The sequence below is a fragment of the Pseudomonas sp. TH04 genome, assembly GCF_016651355.1.
GTDB classification, from domain to species: domain Bacteria; phylum Pseudomonadota; class Gammaproteobacteria; order Pseudomonadales; family Pseudomonadaceae; genus Aquipseudomonas; species Aquipseudomonas fluorescens.
In genome coordinates this window covers 4389178-4408054 of sequence record NZ_JAEKEA010000001.1, presented here as the reverse complement: position 1 = coordinate 4408054, position 18877 = coordinate 4389178, and the positions used below count along the sequence as shown (strand labels likewise).

17 protein-coding genes are annotated in these 18877 nt (G+C 62.1%); 8 read left to right on the top strand and 9 right to left on the bottom strand.

The genetic code is table 11. The annotated features are described in order from the left end of the window. Positions 1–194 precede the first annotated feature (194 nt). A complete protein-coding gene (locus tag JFT85_RS19840; protein WP_201230918.1) occupies positions 195–503 on the top strand; it encodes a DUF6124 family protein in 309 nt (102 codons plus the stop codon). A gap of 139 nt (positions 504–642) precedes the next feature. Here the strand turns inward: JFT85_RS19840 and JFT85_RS19835 are convergent, their stop codons facing one another. The 3 genes from JFT85_RS19835 to JFT85_RS19825 form a co-directional block, all read right to left on the bottom strand. Further along, entirely contained in the window at positions 643–1254 is a 612-nt protein-coding gene (locus tag JFT85_RS19835) for a 3'-5' exonuclease (RefSeq protein WP_053258146.1), read from the bottom strand. Between the two features lie 42 nt (positions 1255–1296). Further along, the gene (locus JFT85_RS19830) at positions 1297–1773 is read right to left on the bottom strand and encodes a LabA-like NYN domain-containing protein (RefSeq protein WP_053258147.1); all 477 of its coding nucleotides are present in this window, start codon (positions 1771–1773) and stop codon (positions 1297–1299) included. A gap of 128 nt (positions 1774–1901) precedes the next feature. Further along, positions 1902–2675: a DUF2076 domain-containing protein gene (locus JFT85_RS19825; RefSeq protein ID WP_053258148.1), complete on the bottom strand. Its 774-nt coding sequence runs from the start codon at positions 2673–2675 to the stop codon at positions 1902–1904. Between the two features lie 180 nt (positions 2676–2855). Between JFT85_RS19825 and JFT85_RS19820 the strand changes: the two genes are divergently transcribed. Together JFT85_RS19820 and JFT85_RS19815 are read left to right on the top strand one after the other, a co-directional pair. Beyond that, a complete protein-coding gene (locus JFT85_RS19820; RefSeq protein ID WP_053258282.1) occupies positions 2856–3515 on the top strand; it encodes a YciC family protein in 660 nt (219 codons plus the stop codon). A gap of 40 nt (positions 3516–3555) precedes the next feature. Then, a complete protein-coding gene (locus JFT85_RS19815; protein WP_201230317.1) occupies positions 3556–4644 on the top strand; it encodes an endonuclease/exonuclease/phosphatase family protein in 1089 nt (362 codons plus the stop codon). 137 nt (positions 4645–4781) lie between these two features. On the opposite strand, the gene hrpB is transcribed toward JFT85_RS19815, so the two are convergent. Beyond that, positions 4782–7289 (bottom strand): ATP-dependent helicase HrpB, encoded by a 2508-nt coding sequence (gene hrpB, locus JFT85_RS19810; protein ID WP_078827376.1) that lies wholly within the window; start codon positions 7287–7289, stop codon positions 4782–4784. Positions 7290–7541: 252 nt separating this feature from the next. On the opposite strand from hrpB, the gene JFT85_RS19805 reads away from it, so the two are divergent. Further along, entirely contained in the window at positions 7542–7961 is a 420-nt protein-coding gene (locus tag JFT85_RS19805; RefSeq protein ID WP_053258151.1) for a hypothetical protein, read from the top strand. Between the two features lie 15 nt (positions 7962–7976). Then, on the top strand, positions 7977–8870 hold the full coding sequence (locus JFT85_RS19800) for a cation diffusion facilitator family transporter (RefSeq protein WP_069551215.1): 894 nt from the start codon (positions 7977–7979) through the stop codon (positions 8868–8870). Here JFT85_RS19800 and JFT85_RS19795 read toward each other — a convergent pair. Further along, entirely contained in the window at positions 8867–9955 is a 1089-nt protein-coding gene (locus JFT85_RS19795) for a DUF6515 family protein (RefSeq protein ID WP_201230316.1), read from the bottom strand. The genes JFT85_RS19800 and JFT85_RS19795 overlap by 4 nt on opposite strands. Positions 9956–10411: 456 nt before the next feature. Between JFT85_RS19795 and JFT85_RS19790 the strand changes: the two genes are divergently transcribed. Further along, positions 10412–10891 (top strand): Lrp/AsnC family transcriptional regulator, encoded by a 480-nt coding sequence (locus JFT85_RS19790; protein WP_003194418.1) that lies wholly within the window; start codon positions 10412–10414, stop codon positions 10889–10891. Positions 10892–11095: 204 nt separating this feature from the next. Then, positions 11096–11305, top strand: coding sequence for a DUF2788 domain-containing protein (locus tag JFT85_RS19785; RefSeq protein ID WP_025999909.1), 210 nt, complete (start codon positions 11096–11098; stop codon positions 11303–11305). Here the strand turns inward: JFT85_RS19785 and JFT85_RS19780 are convergent. The 4 genes from JFT85_RS19780 to JFT85_RS19765 all read right to left on the bottom strand — a co-directional run bounded on the left by JFT85_RS19780 (position 11300) and on the right by JFT85_RS19765 (position 17777). Next, the gene (locus tag JFT85_RS19780) at positions 11300–11935 is read right to left on the bottom strand and encodes a pseudouridine synthase (RefSeq protein WP_053258154.1); all 636 of its coding nucleotides are present in this window, start codon (positions 11933–11935) and stop codon (positions 11300–11302) included. The genes JFT85_RS19785 and JFT85_RS19780 overlap by 6 nt on opposite strands. Before the next feature lie 71 nt (positions 11936–12006). Further along, complete coding sequence (amn, locus tag JFT85_RS19775) at positions 12007–13479, bottom strand: AMP nucleosidase (protein ID WP_162232034.1); 1473 nt, start codon at positions 13477–13479, stop codon at positions 12007–12009. Between the two features lie 182 nt (positions 13480–13661). Further along, on the bottom strand, positions 13662–15311 hold the full coding sequence (locus JFT85_RS19770) for an acyl-CoA dehydrogenase family protein (protein WP_053258156.1): 1650 nt from the start codon (positions 15309–15311) through the stop codon (positions 13662–13664). Positions 15312–15398: 87 nt separating this feature from the next. Continuing rightward, positions 15399–17777, bottom strand: coding sequence for a hybrid sensor histidine kinase/response regulator (locus JFT85_RS19765; protein ID WP_078827379.1), 2379 nt, complete (start codon positions 17775–17777; stop codon positions 15399–15401). Positions 17778–18065: 288 nt separating this feature from the next. Between JFT85_RS19765 and JFT85_RS19760 the strand changes: the two genes are divergently transcribed. Then, positions 18066–18863, top strand: coding sequence for a hydroxymethylpyrimidine/phosphomethylpyrimidine kinase (locus JFT85_RS19760; protein ID WP_053258158.1), 798 nt, complete (start codon positions 18066–18068; stop codon positions 18861–18863). Positions 18864–18877 lie beyond the last annotated feature (14 nt).

Sequence of the window (18877 nt, the reverse complement as noted above, 5' to 3'; positions counted from 1 at the left end):
GACGACGGTAATACGCATCAGCCTTAACTCTCAACGTCTGTATTTCAGGCGTGATTCGTTATGGCAGCTGTACGCGGGAGATCTTCGGATCTACCGGACTCCGTCACGGTCTTGCACACCCGCGTACTGCTGCCACCCTAAATTCGTGTGCAAGCGAACGGTTGCAGCTTCTTAACTGACGGAGAGGCTACATGATGATCAAAGTTACCCCCGATCCACCTCGCTCCACACCAGACTTCCTCAGCGAAGACGCCCTGCTCAACCGCCGAGCCATCGACTACTACCTCAAAGCTTCCGCCCAGGACGCGCCCAACTTTGTTCTAAATGACAACCTTAGCTTCGAAGACGCCCTCGCCCATGCGGCCGACTTGCTGCATTGCGCGGTGGAGACGGCGCACGGGTCGGCTGAAGCGATGAATGCGCAACAGCGAGCGGTGATGCATTTGGTGGGGATGGCGAAGGACGTGGTAGGTCGGGCGTTGGAGTGTGTGCAACCGCGATGAACACCGCATCACTCATGTGGGAGGGGGCTTGCTCCCGATTGCAGTGTGTCAGCCACTGGATGATTAGCGGACACACCGCGATCGGGAGCAAGCCCCCTCCCACATTTGAAACGTCGGTGTTCTTGGGCGGGTGGCCGGTTTAGAACCCGCGATGCTTCTTCAGGTGTTCATTGATCTTCGCCGCCGGCACTTTCTGCAAGGTGCACAGCAGGTCGTGGGACAGTTCTCGCAACCCATGCGTACCGCGCAATTGCTCGGCCAGGTGCGCGGTGAGGTTGGCCGCCATTTCCGCATCCGCCATCGCCCGGTGAGCCTTGCCGGTGTGGGGCAGTTGCGCGAAGGAATTCAACGTGCCGAGTTTGTGGTTCGGTGCCGCCGGCATCAAGCGACGGGCCAGCAGCAGCGAGCAGGCGAATTTTTGCAGGCGGGTGCGGCGGATCAGGCCCAGTTCGAAGTCCCAGAACTTCTGGTCGAACGCGGCGTTGTGCGCCAGCAATGGCGTGGTGCCCACGAACTCGTTGACTTCGTTCATCACCCGCTCGGCCGGTGGCGCGCTGCGCAACATGGCGTTGCTGATGCCGGTGAGTTGTTCAATAAAGCCCGGCACACGCACGCCGGCATTCATCAGGCTCTGGTAGCGGTCCACGATTTGGCCGCGCTCAAGGATCACCACCGCGATTTCCGTGGCCCGGCAGTGGCTGCTCGGGGTGATGCCGGTGGTTTCAAAGTCGATGACCGCTATACGTTCCAAACCTGTTCCAACTCCGTCTAACTATTTATTGAGCCGCTGCGCTTATTTGAGCAGCAGTGCGCCTTCGATCGGCACGTAGCGGCTGGCGGCGCGTATCAGCGAGTTGGCCGTCAGCCCTGGCACGCCGTAGGCCACGGCTTCGACGCCATGCTTTTGGATGATGCGGTCGAGCAGCATGTCGAAATCACCGTCGCCGGAGGCCAGCACCACTTCGTCGACGTGGTCGGCGGCATCCATGATGTCGAGGGTGATGCCCACGTCCCAGTCGCCCTTGGCCGAGCCATCGGCGCGCTGGATGTACGGCTTGAGTTTTACCGTAAAGCCCAGGTTGCGCAGGATCTGCTGGAATTGCTGCTGCTTGCTGTCGCCACGGTCGATGGCATACGCATACGCCTCGACGATCTGCCCGCGCGCGCTGATGTCAGCCCACAGGGCGGCGTAATTGAAGTGGCAGCCATACGCCTGGCGCACGGTGTAGTAGAGGTTTTGTACATCGGCGAACACCGCAATTTTCTTCACCGCACTTCCCCATGGCTGCCGCTTGGACCTCGAACGCGAAGGCCCGCAAAGGCGCCAGTATGCCAGCCATGGGAAAGTTTCAGCGAAAAATCAGCCCGGGGCGACGAAGCGCCCCGGTTGAGTGCGGCTCAGACGAAGGAGTCGTCGTCGCCAAACGAGGAGGAATCGTCGGAATAGTCGTTGTCGGCGAAGCTGTCGGAGCCGTTGTCGCTGCCCCAGTTGTCATTGCCGGCAAACTTCTGGTCGTCGTTGCCCCAGTTACTGTTGTCACTGGCGGGCGCCGGTTCTTCGCGGATGATTTCTTCCACGACTTGCGGCTGTTGCGAGTTGTGGTTGAACAGGCTGCTGATGCCTTCGGCCAGCATTACGCCACCCGCGACACCGGCGGCGGTTTTCAGCGCGCCGCCGAGGAAGCCACTGCCGATGGGCGCTGCTGGCGCCTGTTGCGGCTGTTGATAGTTCTGCTGCGGCGCACCGTAGTTCTGCTGTTGCGGCGCGGGCTGGCCGAACGAGGGCCGCGCCGGCTCACGCCAGCCGCCACCGGAAGACGCCGGGGCGCTTTGCGCAGGCTGGGCGTCACGCGAACTGCCGCCGCCAAAGATGCTCGACAGGAACCCCCCGCTGCTCTGCGCAGGTTGCGCCGCCTGGGATTTGGCCTGCTGCAATTCGTCCTGCAATTGCTGGATCTGCTGCGCCTGTTGCTTGTTCTGCGCGTCGAGACTCTTGATCGCGTGCTCTTGCACCAGAATCGACTGGGTCATGTAGTACCCGGCGGCCGGTTGGCGAGTCATGTGCTCCTTGATCCGCGCTTCGGCCAGGGCGTCGCGGGGGGCTGAGTCCGTTTCGGCTTGCTGCAACCGTGAAAACAGTCCATCGATCAGGGTTTGCTCTTCGCTGTTCATGGCGACCTCGTTAGATTGCCGGTAGAAATCATGGGCTTGCCCAGGGTCAGGCACGCTACGTAACAGTAATGGGGCTGTTACTAGACGTTTCAATGGTCTTTACGAAAGGTTTACGTTTGCTCACCTCTCGTCATGATCGGTTAAAGTGTCGGCCTTGCTTTTCGGCCTGTGATGAACCTGATGAATCCGTTAGACGTATTGCGCGACTCCTTCCGTTTCACCCAACGCAACCTGGGCGCCATCGTCCAGCTGTGCCTGCCGCTGGTGATTCTCGAAGCCCTGCTGCAACAGGTGCTCGACCACACGCTGGGCCCGGATGCCTTTCCCGGCTACAGCGTGGTGGTGGGGTTGTTGGTGTACCCGCTGTACACGGGCGCCTTGATCCTGTTTCTGGACGCGCGCACCCGTGGCGAGTCGCCGCGCACTAAAGATGTGTGGGCCATGGCCCTGACCCTGTGGCCACGCTTCGCCCTGCTCACGGCTATCAGCACGCTGCTGATTCTGCTCGGCCTGTCGTTGTATTTCCTGCCGGGCCTGTGGCTGATGGTGGTGCTCGCGTTTGCCGAGTACCTGCTGGTGCTGCGCGGCCTGTCGGCGCTGGAGGCGATGAAGGAAAGCTTTCGCCTGACTCGCGGGCACTTCTGGCGAATTCTGGTGTGCCTGCTGTGCGTGATGACGCCCCTGTGGCTGCTCAAGGGCGCCAGCGTGGCGGCGTATCCCGATCCCGCGCCGCTGCTGGGCGTACTGATCGACAGCGCCCACAGCTTTCTGCAACTGTTTACCAGTGTGGTGCTGTTCCGTTTATTCATGTTGATCGGTGGCGATGCCGACGCACGGTGATATGCTCCGTGCCACCTCTGAAACGCTATAAGCCGAGCCAATGACCCGTTTATTGCGCATCACCCTGTTGAGCCTCTTGATCATCGCGGGCCTGCTCACAGCCCTGATCTACAGCCTGACCTGGCGCCCTGTCGACAAGGAAACCCTGCCCGTCAGCTGCGTCGCGCCCCGTGCGCCGACCCTGCTGCCCGGGCAAGCGCTCAAGGTCATGACCTGGAACGTGCAATACCTGGCCGGCAAGAACTACGTGTTCTGGTACGACACCGCCGACGGCAGCGGCCCGGACGACCGCCCGACCGTGGAAGACATGGCCTCAAGCCTGGATGAAGTGGCGCGGGTGATCCGCGACGAACACCCCGACATTCTGCTGTTGCAGGAACTCGACGAAGGCGCCAAATCGTCCCACTACCAGGACCAGGTGGCCTTGCTTCAGGAACGCTTGGTCGACCTCTACCCGTGCAGCGCCCAGGCCTTCGACTGGAAAGCCGATTTTGTGCCCAACCTGCATATCTTCGGCAGCGTCGGCCGCAAACTGGTGACCCTGAGCCGTTACCAGATCGAACACGCCGAACGCCTGCAACTCCCGGTGTCGCCGGCCAACTTTATCAGCCGCCAGTTCCAACCCAGACCGGCCTTGTTGCTGACCTATTTGCCGCTGAGCGATGGCGGCCAACTGGCGGTGCTCAATACCCGGCTGGATGGCAACATGCCTGGGCGGTCAGCAGTGCAAGCGCAAGCGAAAGCCACGGTGAAGCTGCTGGATAAGTTCGAAGGCCGTGGCACGCCATGGCTGATCGGCGGGGACTTCAACTTGCTGCCACTGGGGCAATTCCTGCGCCTGGACGCGGTTAAGCGCGGCCAGTATTCGCCGGACAGTGAGCTGCATCTGCTGTGGGACAAGTACCCGATGATCCCGAGTAACAGTGAATCCAGCGGGATTGATCGTGAGAAATGGCTGACAAACTTCCCGAATGACCCCAGCGTAGAAGGGCCGGATCGTACGCTCGACTATCTGTTCTACAGCCCACGCATCAAGCGGGTGGAAGCCAAAGTACGCCAGGAAGACACGCTGCGCATCTCCAATCACTTGCCGGTGATTGCCCGCTTCCTGCTGCCGGCTGCGCAATAACCAACACCTCAAACCCTGTAGAAAGCGGGCTTGTGTGGGAGCTGGCTTGCCTGCGATAGCATCGCCTCGGTGAACCAGATAGACCGAGTCGTCTGTATCGCAGGCAAGCCAGCTCCCACATTTGATCTCCACACGACCTACTTGCGGGGTTTGATCCGGGCGGTTGGTTCGGCCACCAACGGGTCATCCGGCCAGTAATGCTTCGGGTACCGCCCCTTCAAGTCCTTCTTCACCTCGGCATACGTGCTGCGCCAGAAGTTCGCCAGGTCCTGCGTCACCTGCACCGGCCGTCGCGCCGGGGACAGCAGGTGCAGCTTGACCACTTGGCGCCCACCGGCAATGCGCGGGGTGTCCGCCAGCCCGAACAACTCCTGCAAGCGCACCGCCAGAATCGGCGGCTGTTCGCTGTAGTCCAAACGTACCGAGGAGCCCGACGGCACTTTCACATGCTGCGGCGCCAGCTCGTCCAGGCGTTGGGGCAGCGGCCACGGCAGCAGGTTGTGCAGGAAACTGGAAATATCCAGGTTGGCGAAATGGCTCAGGCGCGAGACTTTGCCCAGATACGGCATCAGCCAGTGTTCCAGGCTGGCAAGCAACGCCGTGTCACTGATGTCGGGCCATTCGCTGGTTTTACCGGCGTCCAGGTGGCGCAGCAGCATCACGCGGGCCTGCCATTGGCGCAGTTCAGGCGTCCACGGCAGCAGCTCCAGGCCTTTGCGGCGCACGAGGTTAACCAGCGCCTGGCTGCGGGCAGACTCGTCGAGGCCGGTCAGCGGTTCACGGCTCAGCACCAGTTCGCCGACTTTGCGCTGGCGTTCAGCACGCAGCACGCCTTCGCGTTCGTCCCAATCCAACTGGTCAACGTTGCGCACTTGCTCGGCGAGCACCGTGTCGAACAGCGCCGGATCGAAGTCCGCCGCGAGGTAGATGCGTTCTTCGCGCTGGCCCTGCCGGCTGCCGAGGTCGGCGATCACCAACCAGGGTTGTTTCATCAAGCTGTCGGCGTCGGCGAACAGCGCGGCGCGGCCGTTGGCCAGGCGGTATTCGGCGCCACCGGGGCGACGTTGCTGGGCGACGCGGTCCGGGTAGGCCAGCGCCAGCAAAGCACCGAGCCAGCGCGGGTGGTCGGGATCGGCCACGGCTTGAGTCGCCGTGCCTCTTAAGTAGCTGCGGTATTGCCGCGCCAGTTGCTTGGCCCGCTGCACGCCAGCTTGGGTGCCACGTGCGCGTTCTTCGCCGGACATCAAGGCCAGGCGGCTGTGCAAATCGGCGCCGCCACCGCGCAAGATATCCCGCTCACCTAACAGCGCGGCGACATCACACGCAGTCGACGCCAGCCCCAAATCCTGCCCGCGCAGCAGCAGATGGGCGATACGCGGATGGGCCGGCAACTCGGCCATTTTCTGGCCATGGGCGGTGAGTTGTTCGTCATTCAAGGCACCGAGGCGCACCAGCAGGTCCTGGGCCTGGGCATACGCGGCAGTCGGCGGCGCATCCAGCCACACCAACTGCGTGGGTGTGACGCCCCAGCGCGCTAACTGCAAGGCCAGGCCGGCGAGGTCGGCGGCGAGGATTTCCGCGCTGCCGTACGCAGCCAGACCTTCGTGCTGGTCCTCGGACCACAGGCGATAACACACGCCCGGCTCCAGCCGCCCTGCCCGGCCGGCGCGCTGAGTAGCACTGGCACGGGAGATGCGTTGGGTGTCGAGGCGGGTCATGCCGCTGCCCGGGTCGAACCGCGGCACCCGCGCCAGCCCGGCGTCGATCACCACGCGCACACCGTTGATGGTCAGGCTGGTCTCGGCGATGTTGGTGGCCAGCACCACTTTGCGTTTACCCGCCGGCGCCGGGTCGATGGCCGCGCGCTGGGCATTAAGGTCGAGCTCGCCATGCAGCGGGCAGAGCAGGACATCACTGCGATCCCCCAAAGCGTCAGCCAGTTGCTGGTTAACCCGGCGAATCTCCGCTTGCCCCGGCAGGAACACCAGAATGCTGCCGGTTTGGTCATGCACAGCCTCAAGGATGGTCTGCACCACGCGCGGCTCGATAAATTCACCGGCCTGGTACGGCCGCCCCCAGCGCATCTGCACCGGGAACATGCGCCCTTCACTGCGCAGGATCGGCGCGTCATCCAGCAGCCCGGCCAGGCGCTCGCCTTCGAGGGTGGCGGACATCAGCAGGATTTTCAGCGGCTGTTCATCGCGAAACAGGTCGCGGCCGTTCAGGCTCAGGGCCAGCGCCAGGTCGGCGTCGAGGCTGCGCTCGTGGAATTCGTCGAAGATCAGCAGGCCCACGCCCTCCAGCGCCGGGTCGTCCTGCAGGCGGCGGGTGAGGATGCCTTCGGTGACCACTTCGATGCGCGTCGTGGGGCCGACCTTGCTGTCGAGGCGGATACGATAACCAACGGTTTCGCCGACCTTTTCGCCCAGCTCACTGGCCAGGCGTTCGGCGGCCGCGCGCGCGGCGAGACGGCGGGGCTCGAGCATCAGGATGGTTTGCCCCGCCAGCCATGGCTCGTTCAACAAGGCCAAGGGCACGCGGGTGGTTTTACCGGCGCCGGGCGGCGCTTCCAGCACGGCTTCATGGCGATTCGCCAAGGCGTCACGCAGGGCAGGTAAAACATCATCAATCGGCAACGAATTCATACTGGCTCCAAAGCAGAGCGGCGAGTATAACGGCGAACTGCCGGATGCCGGTGGTGGTCTCAAAGACACCACTGGCTTCGAAGATAAAAACGGCCAACGGTGGGAGCGGGCTTGCTCGCGAACGCAATCTGTCAGTCGACGAATATGTTTCTGAACGACCGCATTCGCGAGCAAGCCCGCTCCCACATTGGATAGTCGTCGTCGCGTGGATCTGGCTTATAGTCACCTTTCAACCGTGTTCAGGAGAATTTTATGCGTATCGCTTCCCGTGTCATCGGCGGTGTCCTCGCCGTCACCCTGCTGAGCCAACTCACGGCCTGCGGTTCGATTTTCTACCCCGACCGCCGTGGCCAGATCGACGGCAAGATCGACCCGGCGATTGCCGTGCTCGATGCCGTTGGCCTGCTGTTTTATGTGATCCCGGGGTTGATCGCATTCGGCGTCGACTTCGCCACCGGCGCGATCTATTTCGAGCCAGGCAAAACCGCGCAAGTCGCGCCAGAGAAGTTGCATGAAGCCATTGGTGCCGACGGCAAAGTCGACAACGCCAAGCTGCAAACCATCATCCAGAAAGAAACCGGTCACACCCTGCCGCTGGATGACCCGCGCATGATCCAGTTCAAGGGCAGCGTGCAACAACTCGCGTCCCTGGGCCTGCAACCTGCCGCTTGAGGATTCGACCCGCCTATGACGAGCAGCCCCGAACACGCAAGGCTCTTGCGCCTGGCCACCCGCGCTTCGGTGGGCGTGGCCTGTGCGCTGATTATCACCAAGGCCATCGCCTGGTGGCTCAGTGGCTCGGTGAGTATGCTCGCCGGGTTGACCGACTCACTGCTCGACGGCGTGACGTCGCTGCTGAATCTGCTGGCGGTGCATTACGCACTGCGCCCGGCCGATGACGATCACCGCTATGGGCATGGCAAGGCGGAATCACTGTCGGGCATGGCTCAAGCACTGTTTATCGCCGGCAGTGCGCTGCTGATTGCGTTCCAGGCGTACCAGCGTTTGCAGCATCCTGAACCGGTCGGCGCACCGTGGTTGAGCATCGGCGTGATCGTGTTTTCACTGGTGATGACCGTGGCGTTGCTGATGCTGCAACACCGCGTGATTCGCGAAACCGGCTCCAACGCGGTGCGTGCCGACTCGTTGCATTACCGCTCGGACTTGATGCTCAACGGCAGCATCCTGGTGGCCTTGGTGTTGGCCGGTTTTGGTTTCCATCAAGTCGACGCGTGGTTCGGCCTGGGAATTGCCGTCTACATTTTGTGGAGTGCGATCCAGATCGCCCGGGAAAGCTTTGCGGTGTTGATGGACGAGGAACTGCCGCCGGACGTCAGCCAGCACATGCTGGAACTGGCGCGTGGCGTCCCCGGCGTGCTGGGTGCCCATGATTTACGCACGCGGATCTCCGGCAGCCATTGGTTTGTGCAACTGCATCTGGAATTGCCCGGCGAATTGACGCTGTCAGTGGCCCATGGCATCAGCGACCAGGCCGCCGATGCCATTCACAAAGCCTACCCTCGGGCCGAAGTGCTGGTGCACGCCGACCCGAGGGAAGTCGTCACGGGCGCCAAGGCCTAATACTGCACCTGATAGCCACGACTGGTCAGGCAGTTACCCTGGGCCTGGCGGTAGGTTTGCACCACCGCCGGGGCCGGGGCGTAGGAGACCGCCTGCGGATCGAAACCACTTTGCTGCACCGCCCAGCGATAACAGTCGTAGCCATCCTGCTGCACCTGGGCCGGTGATTGGCCGTTCGCCGGATAGGCGACCACGTCATAACCATTGCCTTGCGGTGCGGGTTGCGGCGCCGGCACTTCTGTCGGCGGTTGCACCACCACGTACTGCTGGGTACTGCTTTCGTAGGTGTAATAGGCACCGGCGGCGAGGAAAAACAGCGCGCTGCCCACCCACACTTCCCGCGCATAGTCCGGCAGGTACTGCACACGGATGCCGTAGGGCGGCGTCACCACCACGTAACGCGGGCCTTGCGGGCGATACCAGTAGCCGCCAGAGAAGAAGTAATCCTGGCCACGGTAGGGCACGCGGTAGTTACGGTCGGGGAAGCGATCAACCATATGGCCTGGGCGATATTGCGGCCCCGGGCCCCAGCCGTTGCCGTGCCCATCAGGGCGACCTGGCCAGCGGTTGTCATTGGGGTGGCCATTGAAGCCGCCAACTGGGCGTGCGCCATTCCCTGCCTGCCAATGCGGGTTGCCGTCGTTGCGGCGCGGGATGTCCTGATAGTTGCCCTGGCGCGGCTCCTGGGTTTGCCGAACCGTGTCCGGGCGACCTTGAATCGGCAGATTATTCGCCGGTTGCGGTGCTGGCCGAGGCGGCTCGGCACCTTGCGGGCGACCTTGCCACTGCCCGCCGCCGTGCGGCGGTTGCTCGGCGCGATCAAAGTGCTGGTTCTGCGGGCGCGGCGGATGGTTCTCGAACTGTGGGTTCTGTGGCCGCGGCTGGTTATTCTCCGGGCGCGGTTGATTGTTCTGCGGGCGCGGTGGGTTATTTTGCGGGCGCGGCTGTTCGTTACCTTGCCGCCCGCCTTCCGGGCCTCTTTCATGCTGACCGCCGCCTTCTGAGCGCGGGTCGTCGGCCATCACTTGCGTGCCGACGGTGACCATCAGCAAACCTACACCTGCCATACGCCAGATGCGCTTCATGCTATTCCTCACTGCGGATTAGGGCCTCGAGTGTCCGGCCTCATAGTATGAGACTGGAAAAGCCTCACCCGGTTCTGAGACAGGTTATCAGTCACGAGAACTTTGTTTGCAGATAAAGAGAGGCAGGTAAAACCCACGCAAAAGAAAAGGGGTGACCCGTCGGCCACCCCTTGAGAATTTCGTCCTGGCTCAACGCTTTTGACGTTGGCTCACCTCACGCCGTCTTGTGGACAGTGTGCAGCCTGGAGGCCGGCTCAACCCTGCTGGGGTGGCGGCCGCAGCGGGCCTGATTGGGCTGGCTGCAGTGGACTGTTGTCCAGGCGGTGATTCTGTTGGTAATCATAGGCCCAACGCGCCGATAGATGATTGCGAAGATTGCGTCAATAAACAGTGCTTGCGCAATTTTTAACCCTTCATAGATAATTCGCCGCAATAGTTACGACAAAGGCCAACCCAATGAGCAAGCTTGACCGATACGACCTGAGTATTTTGGCGGAATTGCAGCGCGACGCGAGGATCTCCAACCAGGAGTTGGCCGAACGCATCGGCTTGTCGCCGTCGCCCTGCTCGCGCCGGGTCAAGCAGTTGGAAGATGACGGCTACATCGCACGCCAGGTCGCCCTGCTCGACCGCAAGATGCTCGGTTTGAGCCTCACGGCCTATGTGCTGATCGGCATGGACCGCCACACGCCCGAGCGGTTCGAGAACTTTGAAGCCGCGATTCGCACGCTGCCGCAAGTGCTGGAATGCAGTCTGGTGACCGGGATGGATGCTGACTATCAGTTGAAAGTGGTGGTGCCGGACATGGATCACTATCAAAAACTGCTGCTGGGCCACCTCACCCGCATTGAAGGCGTGACCAGCGTGCGCTCCAGCTTTGTGCTCAACCAGGTATTGAACAGCACCGAGCTGCCGCTGACGCACCTGCGTACCTGATCTCAAACACACTGAAGATCCCCTGTGGGAGCGGGCTTGCTCGCGAATGCGGTCTGTCAGTTAATGAATAGGTGGCTGACCCACCGCATTCGCGAGCAAGCCCGCTCCCACATTTGGACTGCACTTCGACTCAGGTCAATATTGCGTCTGTAACGCTGCCGTATACTTGCCCGCCCGCCCTGTCGGAAAAAGCCCATGAACAACATCGACCCTGCCCTGTTTGAAGAATGGATGATGACCGGCCTGGTCACCATTCTGATCATTTTCATGGGTTTTATCGTCTGGGACCTGGCGAAGAAGTCCAAAGCCGGGCGCTTTGGCTCGTTCATTCTGTTTTTTGTGCTGGGCCTGGGCGTGGCGGCGTTCATCATCAAAAGCGTGGTGATCGGCCTGATCGAGTCCGGCGCGCTATAACCGCGCCGGCACTTCCTTCCATTGGCCTTGATCCAGGCCATCAATCGACCACTCGCCGATACGCACGCGCACCAGGCGCAAGGTCGGCAAGCCCACCGCAGCGGTCATGCGCCGTACCTGGCGGTTACGCCCTTCGCGAATCACCAGCTCCAGCCAGTGCGTCGGCACGCTTTTACGGAACCGTACCGGCGGGTTGCGCGGCCATAGCTCGGGCTCCTCCAATTGCCGAGCTTCGGCGGGCAAGGTCATGCCGTCGTTAAGCTCCACGCCGTCACGCAGGCGTTGCAGTTGCTCTTCGGTGGGCTCGCCTTCGACTTGCACCCAATAGGTTTTCGCCAGCTTGTGCTTGGGGTCGGCAATCCGCGCCTGCAGTTGGCCATCGTTGGTCAACAGCAACAGGCCTTCGCTGTCACGGTCCAGGCGGCCCGCCGGGTAGATGCCGGGGATGTCGATAAAATCCTTGAGGGTCGCGCGCCCGCCTTCGTCGCTGAACTGGGTCAGCACGTCGAACGGTTTATTGAACAGCACCAACTTCGGCTCGGCCGGTGGCGCTTTGGCGACACGACGCGCTGCGGAGTAAGGCGGTTTCACGCCAGGGCGGCGCGAATCGGGACGGGAGGGACGGGACATGGCAAAGGAACATCTAACGGTCAGGACCGACAATGCTAGTGGCCTGACCGTTAAATGACCATCCCAACCGCTTAGCGGAACGGCGGTTCGTCGAAACTGCGCAGTTTGCGCGAGTGCAGCGAGTTGAGTTCGGTGCGCAACAGGTCCACCGCCTCGATGCCGATCTTCAAGTGCTGGCTGACCGCACGTTCATAGAACGCGTTGGCCGAACCCGGCAGCTTGATTTCGCTGTGCAGTGGTTTGTCCGAAACACACAGCAACGTGCCATACGGCACCCGCAAGCGATAACCCTGGGCGGCGATGGTGCCGCTTTCCATGTCCACGGCCACCGCGCGGGACAAGTTGATCAGCGGCCGTTCCTGGGCCCAACGCAGCTCCCAGTTACGATCGTCGTAGGTCAGCACGGTGCCGGTGCGCAGGCGTTTTTTCAGCTCTTCGCCTTTTTCGCCGGTGACATTCGCCGCCGCTTGCTGCAAGGCCATCTGCACTTCGGCCAGGGCCGGGATCGGGATGTTCGGCGGTACCACGCGGTCGAGAATCCCGTCGCGGCGCATATAGGCGTGGGCCAGTACGTAGTCGCCGATGGTCTGGGATTGGCGCAGGCCGCCGCAGTGACCAATCATCAGCCAGCAATGTGGGCGCAGCACCGCAAGGTGGTCGGTGATGTTTTTTGCGTTGGACGGGCCGACGCCGATGTTCACCAACGTCACGCCGTGGCCGTCAGTGGCCTGCAGGTGATAGGCCGGCATCTGATAACGATGCCAGACCACGCCGGCAGCAATTGCCGACGCTTCGCCGTGATCCATGCTCTTGTCGATGATCACGTTGCCCGGCAGCACCATGCGGATAAACCGTGGGTCACTACGCAGTTGCTCCAGGCCATGCAGGATGAACTGGTCAACATAGCGGTGGTAGTTGGTCAGCAGGATCCACGGCTGCACATGGCGCCAGTCACTGCCGGTGTAGTGCACCAGGCGGCGCAGGGAAAAGTCCACGCGGGCGGCATCGAACAGCGCCAGCGGCAGCGGGTCGGTGTTTTCCCAGTCGTAGAGGCCGTCGGCAATGCCATCGGTGGCGGCGGACAAATCGGTGCTGGGGAACACGCGCGCCAGGGTCGCGGCAGTCACGCCGGAGCCGGCCAATTCGTCGCCCTGCTCCACCACATACGGGTAGGGAATGTTCTGCTGGCTGACGCCGACTTCCACCGTTACGGTGAAGTCGTGCATCAGCGGCACCAGTTGCTCCAACAGGTATTTACGGAATGCCGCCGGATGGGTAACGGTAACGCTGTAGGTCCCCGGCAGCTGGACTTTGGCATACGCGCGGGTGGTCTGTGGGACTTCGCCGTGGCAGTGGTAGGTCAGGCGCAGTTCAGGATAGCGGAACAGTGCGCGTTGTTCGGCGTCGGGTTCGACGCGGTCCTTGAGGTATTGCTTGAGGGCTTGATTGAGCGCGCCGGTAGCACGCTCATGAAGAGCCGCCAGCCGATCCACGGCTTCTTCAGCGGTTTGAACGACAACAAAAGCTTCGGTCACGGTAAGCATCCTGTGTTCTGACGTGCAGACCTTTATCTTGCCTGTATCCCGGCCTCACTGAAACAGTGGAATTGGATTGCGATCAATGTGGGAGCGGGCTTGCTCGCGAATACGGTCTGTCAGTTGCTGAATAGGCGACTGATACAGCGCATTCGCGAGCAAGCCCGCTGCCACATTTTGAGCGAGTTTAGTCAGCGGTTTGGGGTCGAGCGGGCGACAATCGCCTCAACATTCACACCGCGCGGCAAAGTGCCGTACACCCGACCGGACGACTCGCCCAGTCGGCTGGCAATAAAACCATCACTGACCGCCGCATTCCCGGCCTCCAGCAACAGCTTGGCCTGCAACGCCACGGCGATGTCCTCCGTCAATTGGCGCGCACGGTACTGGATATCCTGAGTGTCCATGAAGGCCGACTTCAACGCTTCGATGTGCCGCGCCACGTGTTTGTCGCCATGCCCACTCCCCAACTCGACAAACAGTGCCTCCAGCACACCCGGCTCTTTGGACAGCGCCCGCAGCACGTCCAGGCACTGAACATTGCCGGAGCCTTCCCACGTCGAATTCACCGGCGCCTCCCGGTACAAGCGCGGCAGAATGCTGTCCTCAACATAGCCCGCGCCGCCCATGCACTCGGCGGCCTCGTTGATCATCGCCGGCGCGCGCTTGCAGATCCAATACTTGCCCACCGCCGTCACCAGCCGGGCGAATTTGGCTTCCTGCTCGTTATCAAGGTGATCCAGCGCGCGGCCCATGCGCATGCTCAAGGCCAGCGACGCTTCACTTTCCAGGGCCAGGTCGGCCAGCACGTTCTGCATCAGTGGCTGTTCACTGAGGACGCGGCCGCCGACCAAACGATGGGCACAATGATGGCTGGCCTGGGTCAGCGCCTGACGCATCAACGCACTGGAGCCCACCATGCAATCGAAACGGGTCATCGCGACCATTTCGATGATGGTCGGCACACCACGGCCCTCTTCGCCGATCATCCAGGCCAGGGCGCCACGAAACTCCACTTCGCTGGAGGCGTTGGAGCCGTTGCCGAGTTTGTTTTTCAAGCGCTGGATGTAGAACTCGTTGCGTGTGTCATCCGGGCGGTGCCGGGGCAGCAGGAAACAGGTCAGGCCTTTGTCGGTCTGGGCCAGGGTCAGGAACCCGTCGCACATCGGCGCCGAGCAGAACCACTTGTGCCCCACCAGTTCATAGGCTTGGCCAGGGCCGCCCGCGCCCACGGGGTAAGCACGCGTGGTATTGGCGCGCACGTCGGTGCCGCCTTGTTTCTCAGTCATGGCCATGCCAATGGTGGCGCCGGCTTTGTGGGCAATACCGACGTTGCGCGGGTCGTATTCGGTGTTGAGAATTTTCGGCAGCCAGGTCTGCGCCAGATCCGGTTGCAGGCGCAGCGCCGGGACGCAGGCGAACGTCATGGTCAGCGGGCAACCGGTACCGGCTTCGGCCTGGCTGTGCAGGTACGTCATGGCGGCGCGGGCCACATGCGCGCCCGACTGCGGATGGGCCCAGGGCAGCGACGGCAGGCCATGCTCGACGGCCGTGCGCATCAGTTCGTGATACGCCGGATGAAACTCCACCAGGTCAATACGATGGCCATAACGGTCATGGCTGTTGAACACCGGTTTGTTCTGGTTCGCCAGGAACCCGGCCGCCATCAGTGGCCCACCCGCCAGCGCGCCATACGCGTCGATACGCGCCTCGGCCCAGCCGGCGCCATAGCGGCGCGACCACTCTTGCAGCGGCAGGTCGATGCGGTACAGGTTGGTGCCGTCCAGAGACGGCGGCTGGTTGGTGACGTCGTGGGTTTCGGCGAACTGATGCAGGTTCATGACGGGCCTCCTGGAAAAGGCCACGTGCATTGAGGCCTGGATTTCAGTTAAGCACCGTCATCCGGCTTAAAAAAGTGGCATACGCGCCTAATGTCCGGCGCTTTCGCCCTCTAACGGGCACAGCAGAAGGCGCTCCAGCACGCCCTGCAACGCCTCGAAACGCACCGGCTTGCTGAGACGATCTGTAACGCCTACGCCATGACAGCGCTCGCGATCCGGGGCTTGCAGCGAGGTACTCAGGGCGATCACCGGCAGCTCGCCGCAGCCGGGCAGCGCACGAATCTGACAACACAGAGAGAAGCCGCCTTCAGGCACATCGAGCAGCACCGCATCAAATGTTTCAGCCTGCAACAGGGTCAGAGCGGCCGCACCGTTGTCCACGGTTTTCACCCGGTAACCCAGCTTGAGCAGCATGCCGCGCACCGCCAGTTGGCCCACGCTATTGTCGTCCACCAACAGCACCGTGCAATCCTGTGCGGCGCGCTGGGTGAGGGGCACCTGCCCCACCGGCTTTGGCTCAAGCGGCACCGGGCTGACGCTCACGTCCAACTGGAAGCGGCTGCCCTTGCGCGGCTCGGAATGGTGGGTCAGGCGCCCACCGAGCAGCTCGATCAACTGCCGGCAAATCGCCAGGCCGATCCCCAGGCCGCCGTATTCACGGGTGGTCGAGCCGTCGAGCTGGAAGAAGCGCTGATAAAGCGTGGCCTCGTCGAGAAAGGCAAAGCCAATACCACTGTCGGTCACAATAAAGCTCAGGCACAGCCCGCCATCACTTTGCGGCACACCCACCACGCGCAAGCGCACAGCGCCTTCGTGGGTGAACTTGAAGGCATTGTCGAGCAGGCAGTCCAGGCAGTGGATCAGTTTGTCCGCATCGCCGATCACCCGGTCCGGCAGCTCGTCGGCCACGTCGATGGAAAATGCCAGGCCTTTGCTCTGGGCGCTGGCGCAGAATTGCTGACGCAAGGTGTCGAGCGCGCCACGCAGGCTGAACACCTGGGGCTGGGCCGTGAGGCGTCCGGCCTGCAACTCGGTCAGCGTGAGTATGCCGTTGACCATACGCATCATGTCCCGCGCGGAACCGGCGGCGGTTTGCTGGTACTGGGCCAGGTCCTCGTCCAGCGGCACGGTTTGCATCAACTCCAAAGAGCCGATCACGCCGTTCATGGGGGTGCGCAGCTCGTGGGTCAGGGTGGCGAGGAACTCGTCTTTCAGCCGGTTACTGCGCGCCAATTGCTGGTTGAGCACTTCAAGCTTCTGGCTGGCGTCGAACAGAATCTGCGCCTGCTGCTCGCGCATGCCGTTGATGCGATCCGCCAAGGCCAGGGAAAGCAGTGCCACTTCGATGGCCGAGCCGAGTTGGCTGGCGTACATGGTGAGGAACATATTGGGCAGGTAACCCAACACCATCAGCGTGTTGACCACCCCACCCAGCAGAAACGCCGACCAGGCAATGATGAAATAGCGCGCCATGCGCTGGCCGCAACACCAGGCCTTGATAGCAGCAATAAAGATGGTCACGGTGAACACCAGCGCCAGGCCGGTGGCCAGGCGCAGGGCCACGGCGTAGCTGGTCAACAGCGCCAATACCATCACCACGCCACCGCAAGCAGCCAGGGTCAGCAATATGCGATTGAGCCAGCGGCTGTGTTGTGCGGTGTGCAGGAAGCTGCGGGCAAACAAGCTGCCGAACAGCGCAGCCGACCCGATCAGGAACGGCACCGCCGCGTTCGCCCACCACGGGTTGTTGGGCCAGAAGTACTCCACGGCCACGCCATTGACCGACAGCTGGTAAACGCCAAACGAGGCGATATAGAGGATGTAATAAAGGTAGCTGGTGTCGCGCACGCTCAAGTAGATGAACAGGTTGTAGACCAGCATCCCCAGCAAGACGCCATAGATTGCGCCCAACACATACAGGCGCAGAGGCTGTTCTTCAAGGTAGGCAGTGGCGGACCAGAGCGTCAATGGGGCCTGGATCGAGCCTTGGCTTTGCAGGCGCAGGTAGACGGTGTGTTGCTGGTTGGGCACAAAGTTGAGCTTGAACAGGTAGTTGCTCGCCCGTACTTCACGGCTGGAAAACGGCAACGTGCTGCCGGTGCGGGTGGCCAACCGGTAGTTGCCGGTGCCGTCGTTCTGGTACAGGTCCAGATGATTCAGCGGTGGGTATGCCAGCTCCAGAAACCAGGTGCGTGGCGCGCGGGGGTCAGTGGCGGTGTAATGCAGGTCGACCTTGAGCCAGAACACCGAGCGCGAGTAACCGGCGTTGAGGGTGGCTTTGTCATGGGGTTTGAATTGAGCAGCGTAAGCGGGGGAACTGACGTCAGCGATGGTGAGGGCGTCGGTGGGGTCTTCGAGCACTTGCATGACCCGGCCCAGCGGCAGGCTTCGCGTGCCCTGGTTGAACTCGACGGCGCCGGCGAGCATCGGCAGCCCGCACAATAATAAGATCAGCAAATAGCGCATAAAGCCCCAGCGTGGCCTGCCCGGTTGTGTCAAAAGCCCCCCATTCCTTTTGAGTAGACGTACACCGGCGATACAGTAGTTTGTTTGGATCCACTTTAGCATAGCCGGTAGAGGCCATTGGACACCATTGAAATAATTTTTTGAAAGGCTCTAAAACGGGCCTTTCAGCGCGTTTTTTAAACGTAAAAAGCAACGCGTAAACAGCGCTAAACACGCCCGGGCAGACACCGAAATTTCCCCTTCGCCCAACAGCCACGCAAAAAGCGTTTGGTGGTAAGCTCGCGCACCATGAATATCTACAGCTCTCGCCCCGTTGTCCTCTGTCTCTCCGGCCATGATCCCAGTGGTGGCGCCGGCTTGCAGGCAGATATCGAAGCCCTGCTTGCCCAAGGCTGTCATGCGGCACCGGCCGTCACCGCGTTGACCGTGCAAAACACCGTCAATGTCATCGACTTCCGTGTGCTCGACCGCGAGTGGGTAATGGCCCAGGCCAATGCCGTGCTCGGCGACTCCGAAGTGGCAGCCGTAAAGCTCGGCATGCTCGGCTCCACCGCGATGGTCGACACCGTGGTCGAACTGCTGCAGGCGCACCCGCACCTGCCGGTGGTGTGCGACCCGGTGCTGCGTGCCGGCGGCGGTGGCAGCCTGGGCAAGGACGAAGTGGGTTACGCCATGCGTGAGCGGCTGTTACCGCTGTCGTTGATCGCCACGCCCAACTTGCCGGAAGCGCGCATTCTCGCCGAGTTGCCAAATGGCACGGCCGACGAGTGCGCCGAGAAGCTCTTGCCGTTTATCAAGCACCTGCTGATTACCGGCGGCCACGGCGACGAGCATGAAGTGCACAACCGCCTCTACAGCCGCGATGGCACACACCAGACCTTCACCTGCCAGCGCCTGCCCGGCAGCTATCACGGCTCAGGCTGCACGCTCGCCAGCGCGTTGGCCGGTCGGATCGCTCAAGGCGAAGGCCTGGTCAGCGCCGTGCAATCGGCGCTCAACTACACTTGGCGCACCCTGCGTGACGCTGAACAACTCGGCCAGGGCCAGTTTGTGCCGCGCCGGCTGCCGCTGGATTTCTGCTCGTAACTTTGTGCTTTTAA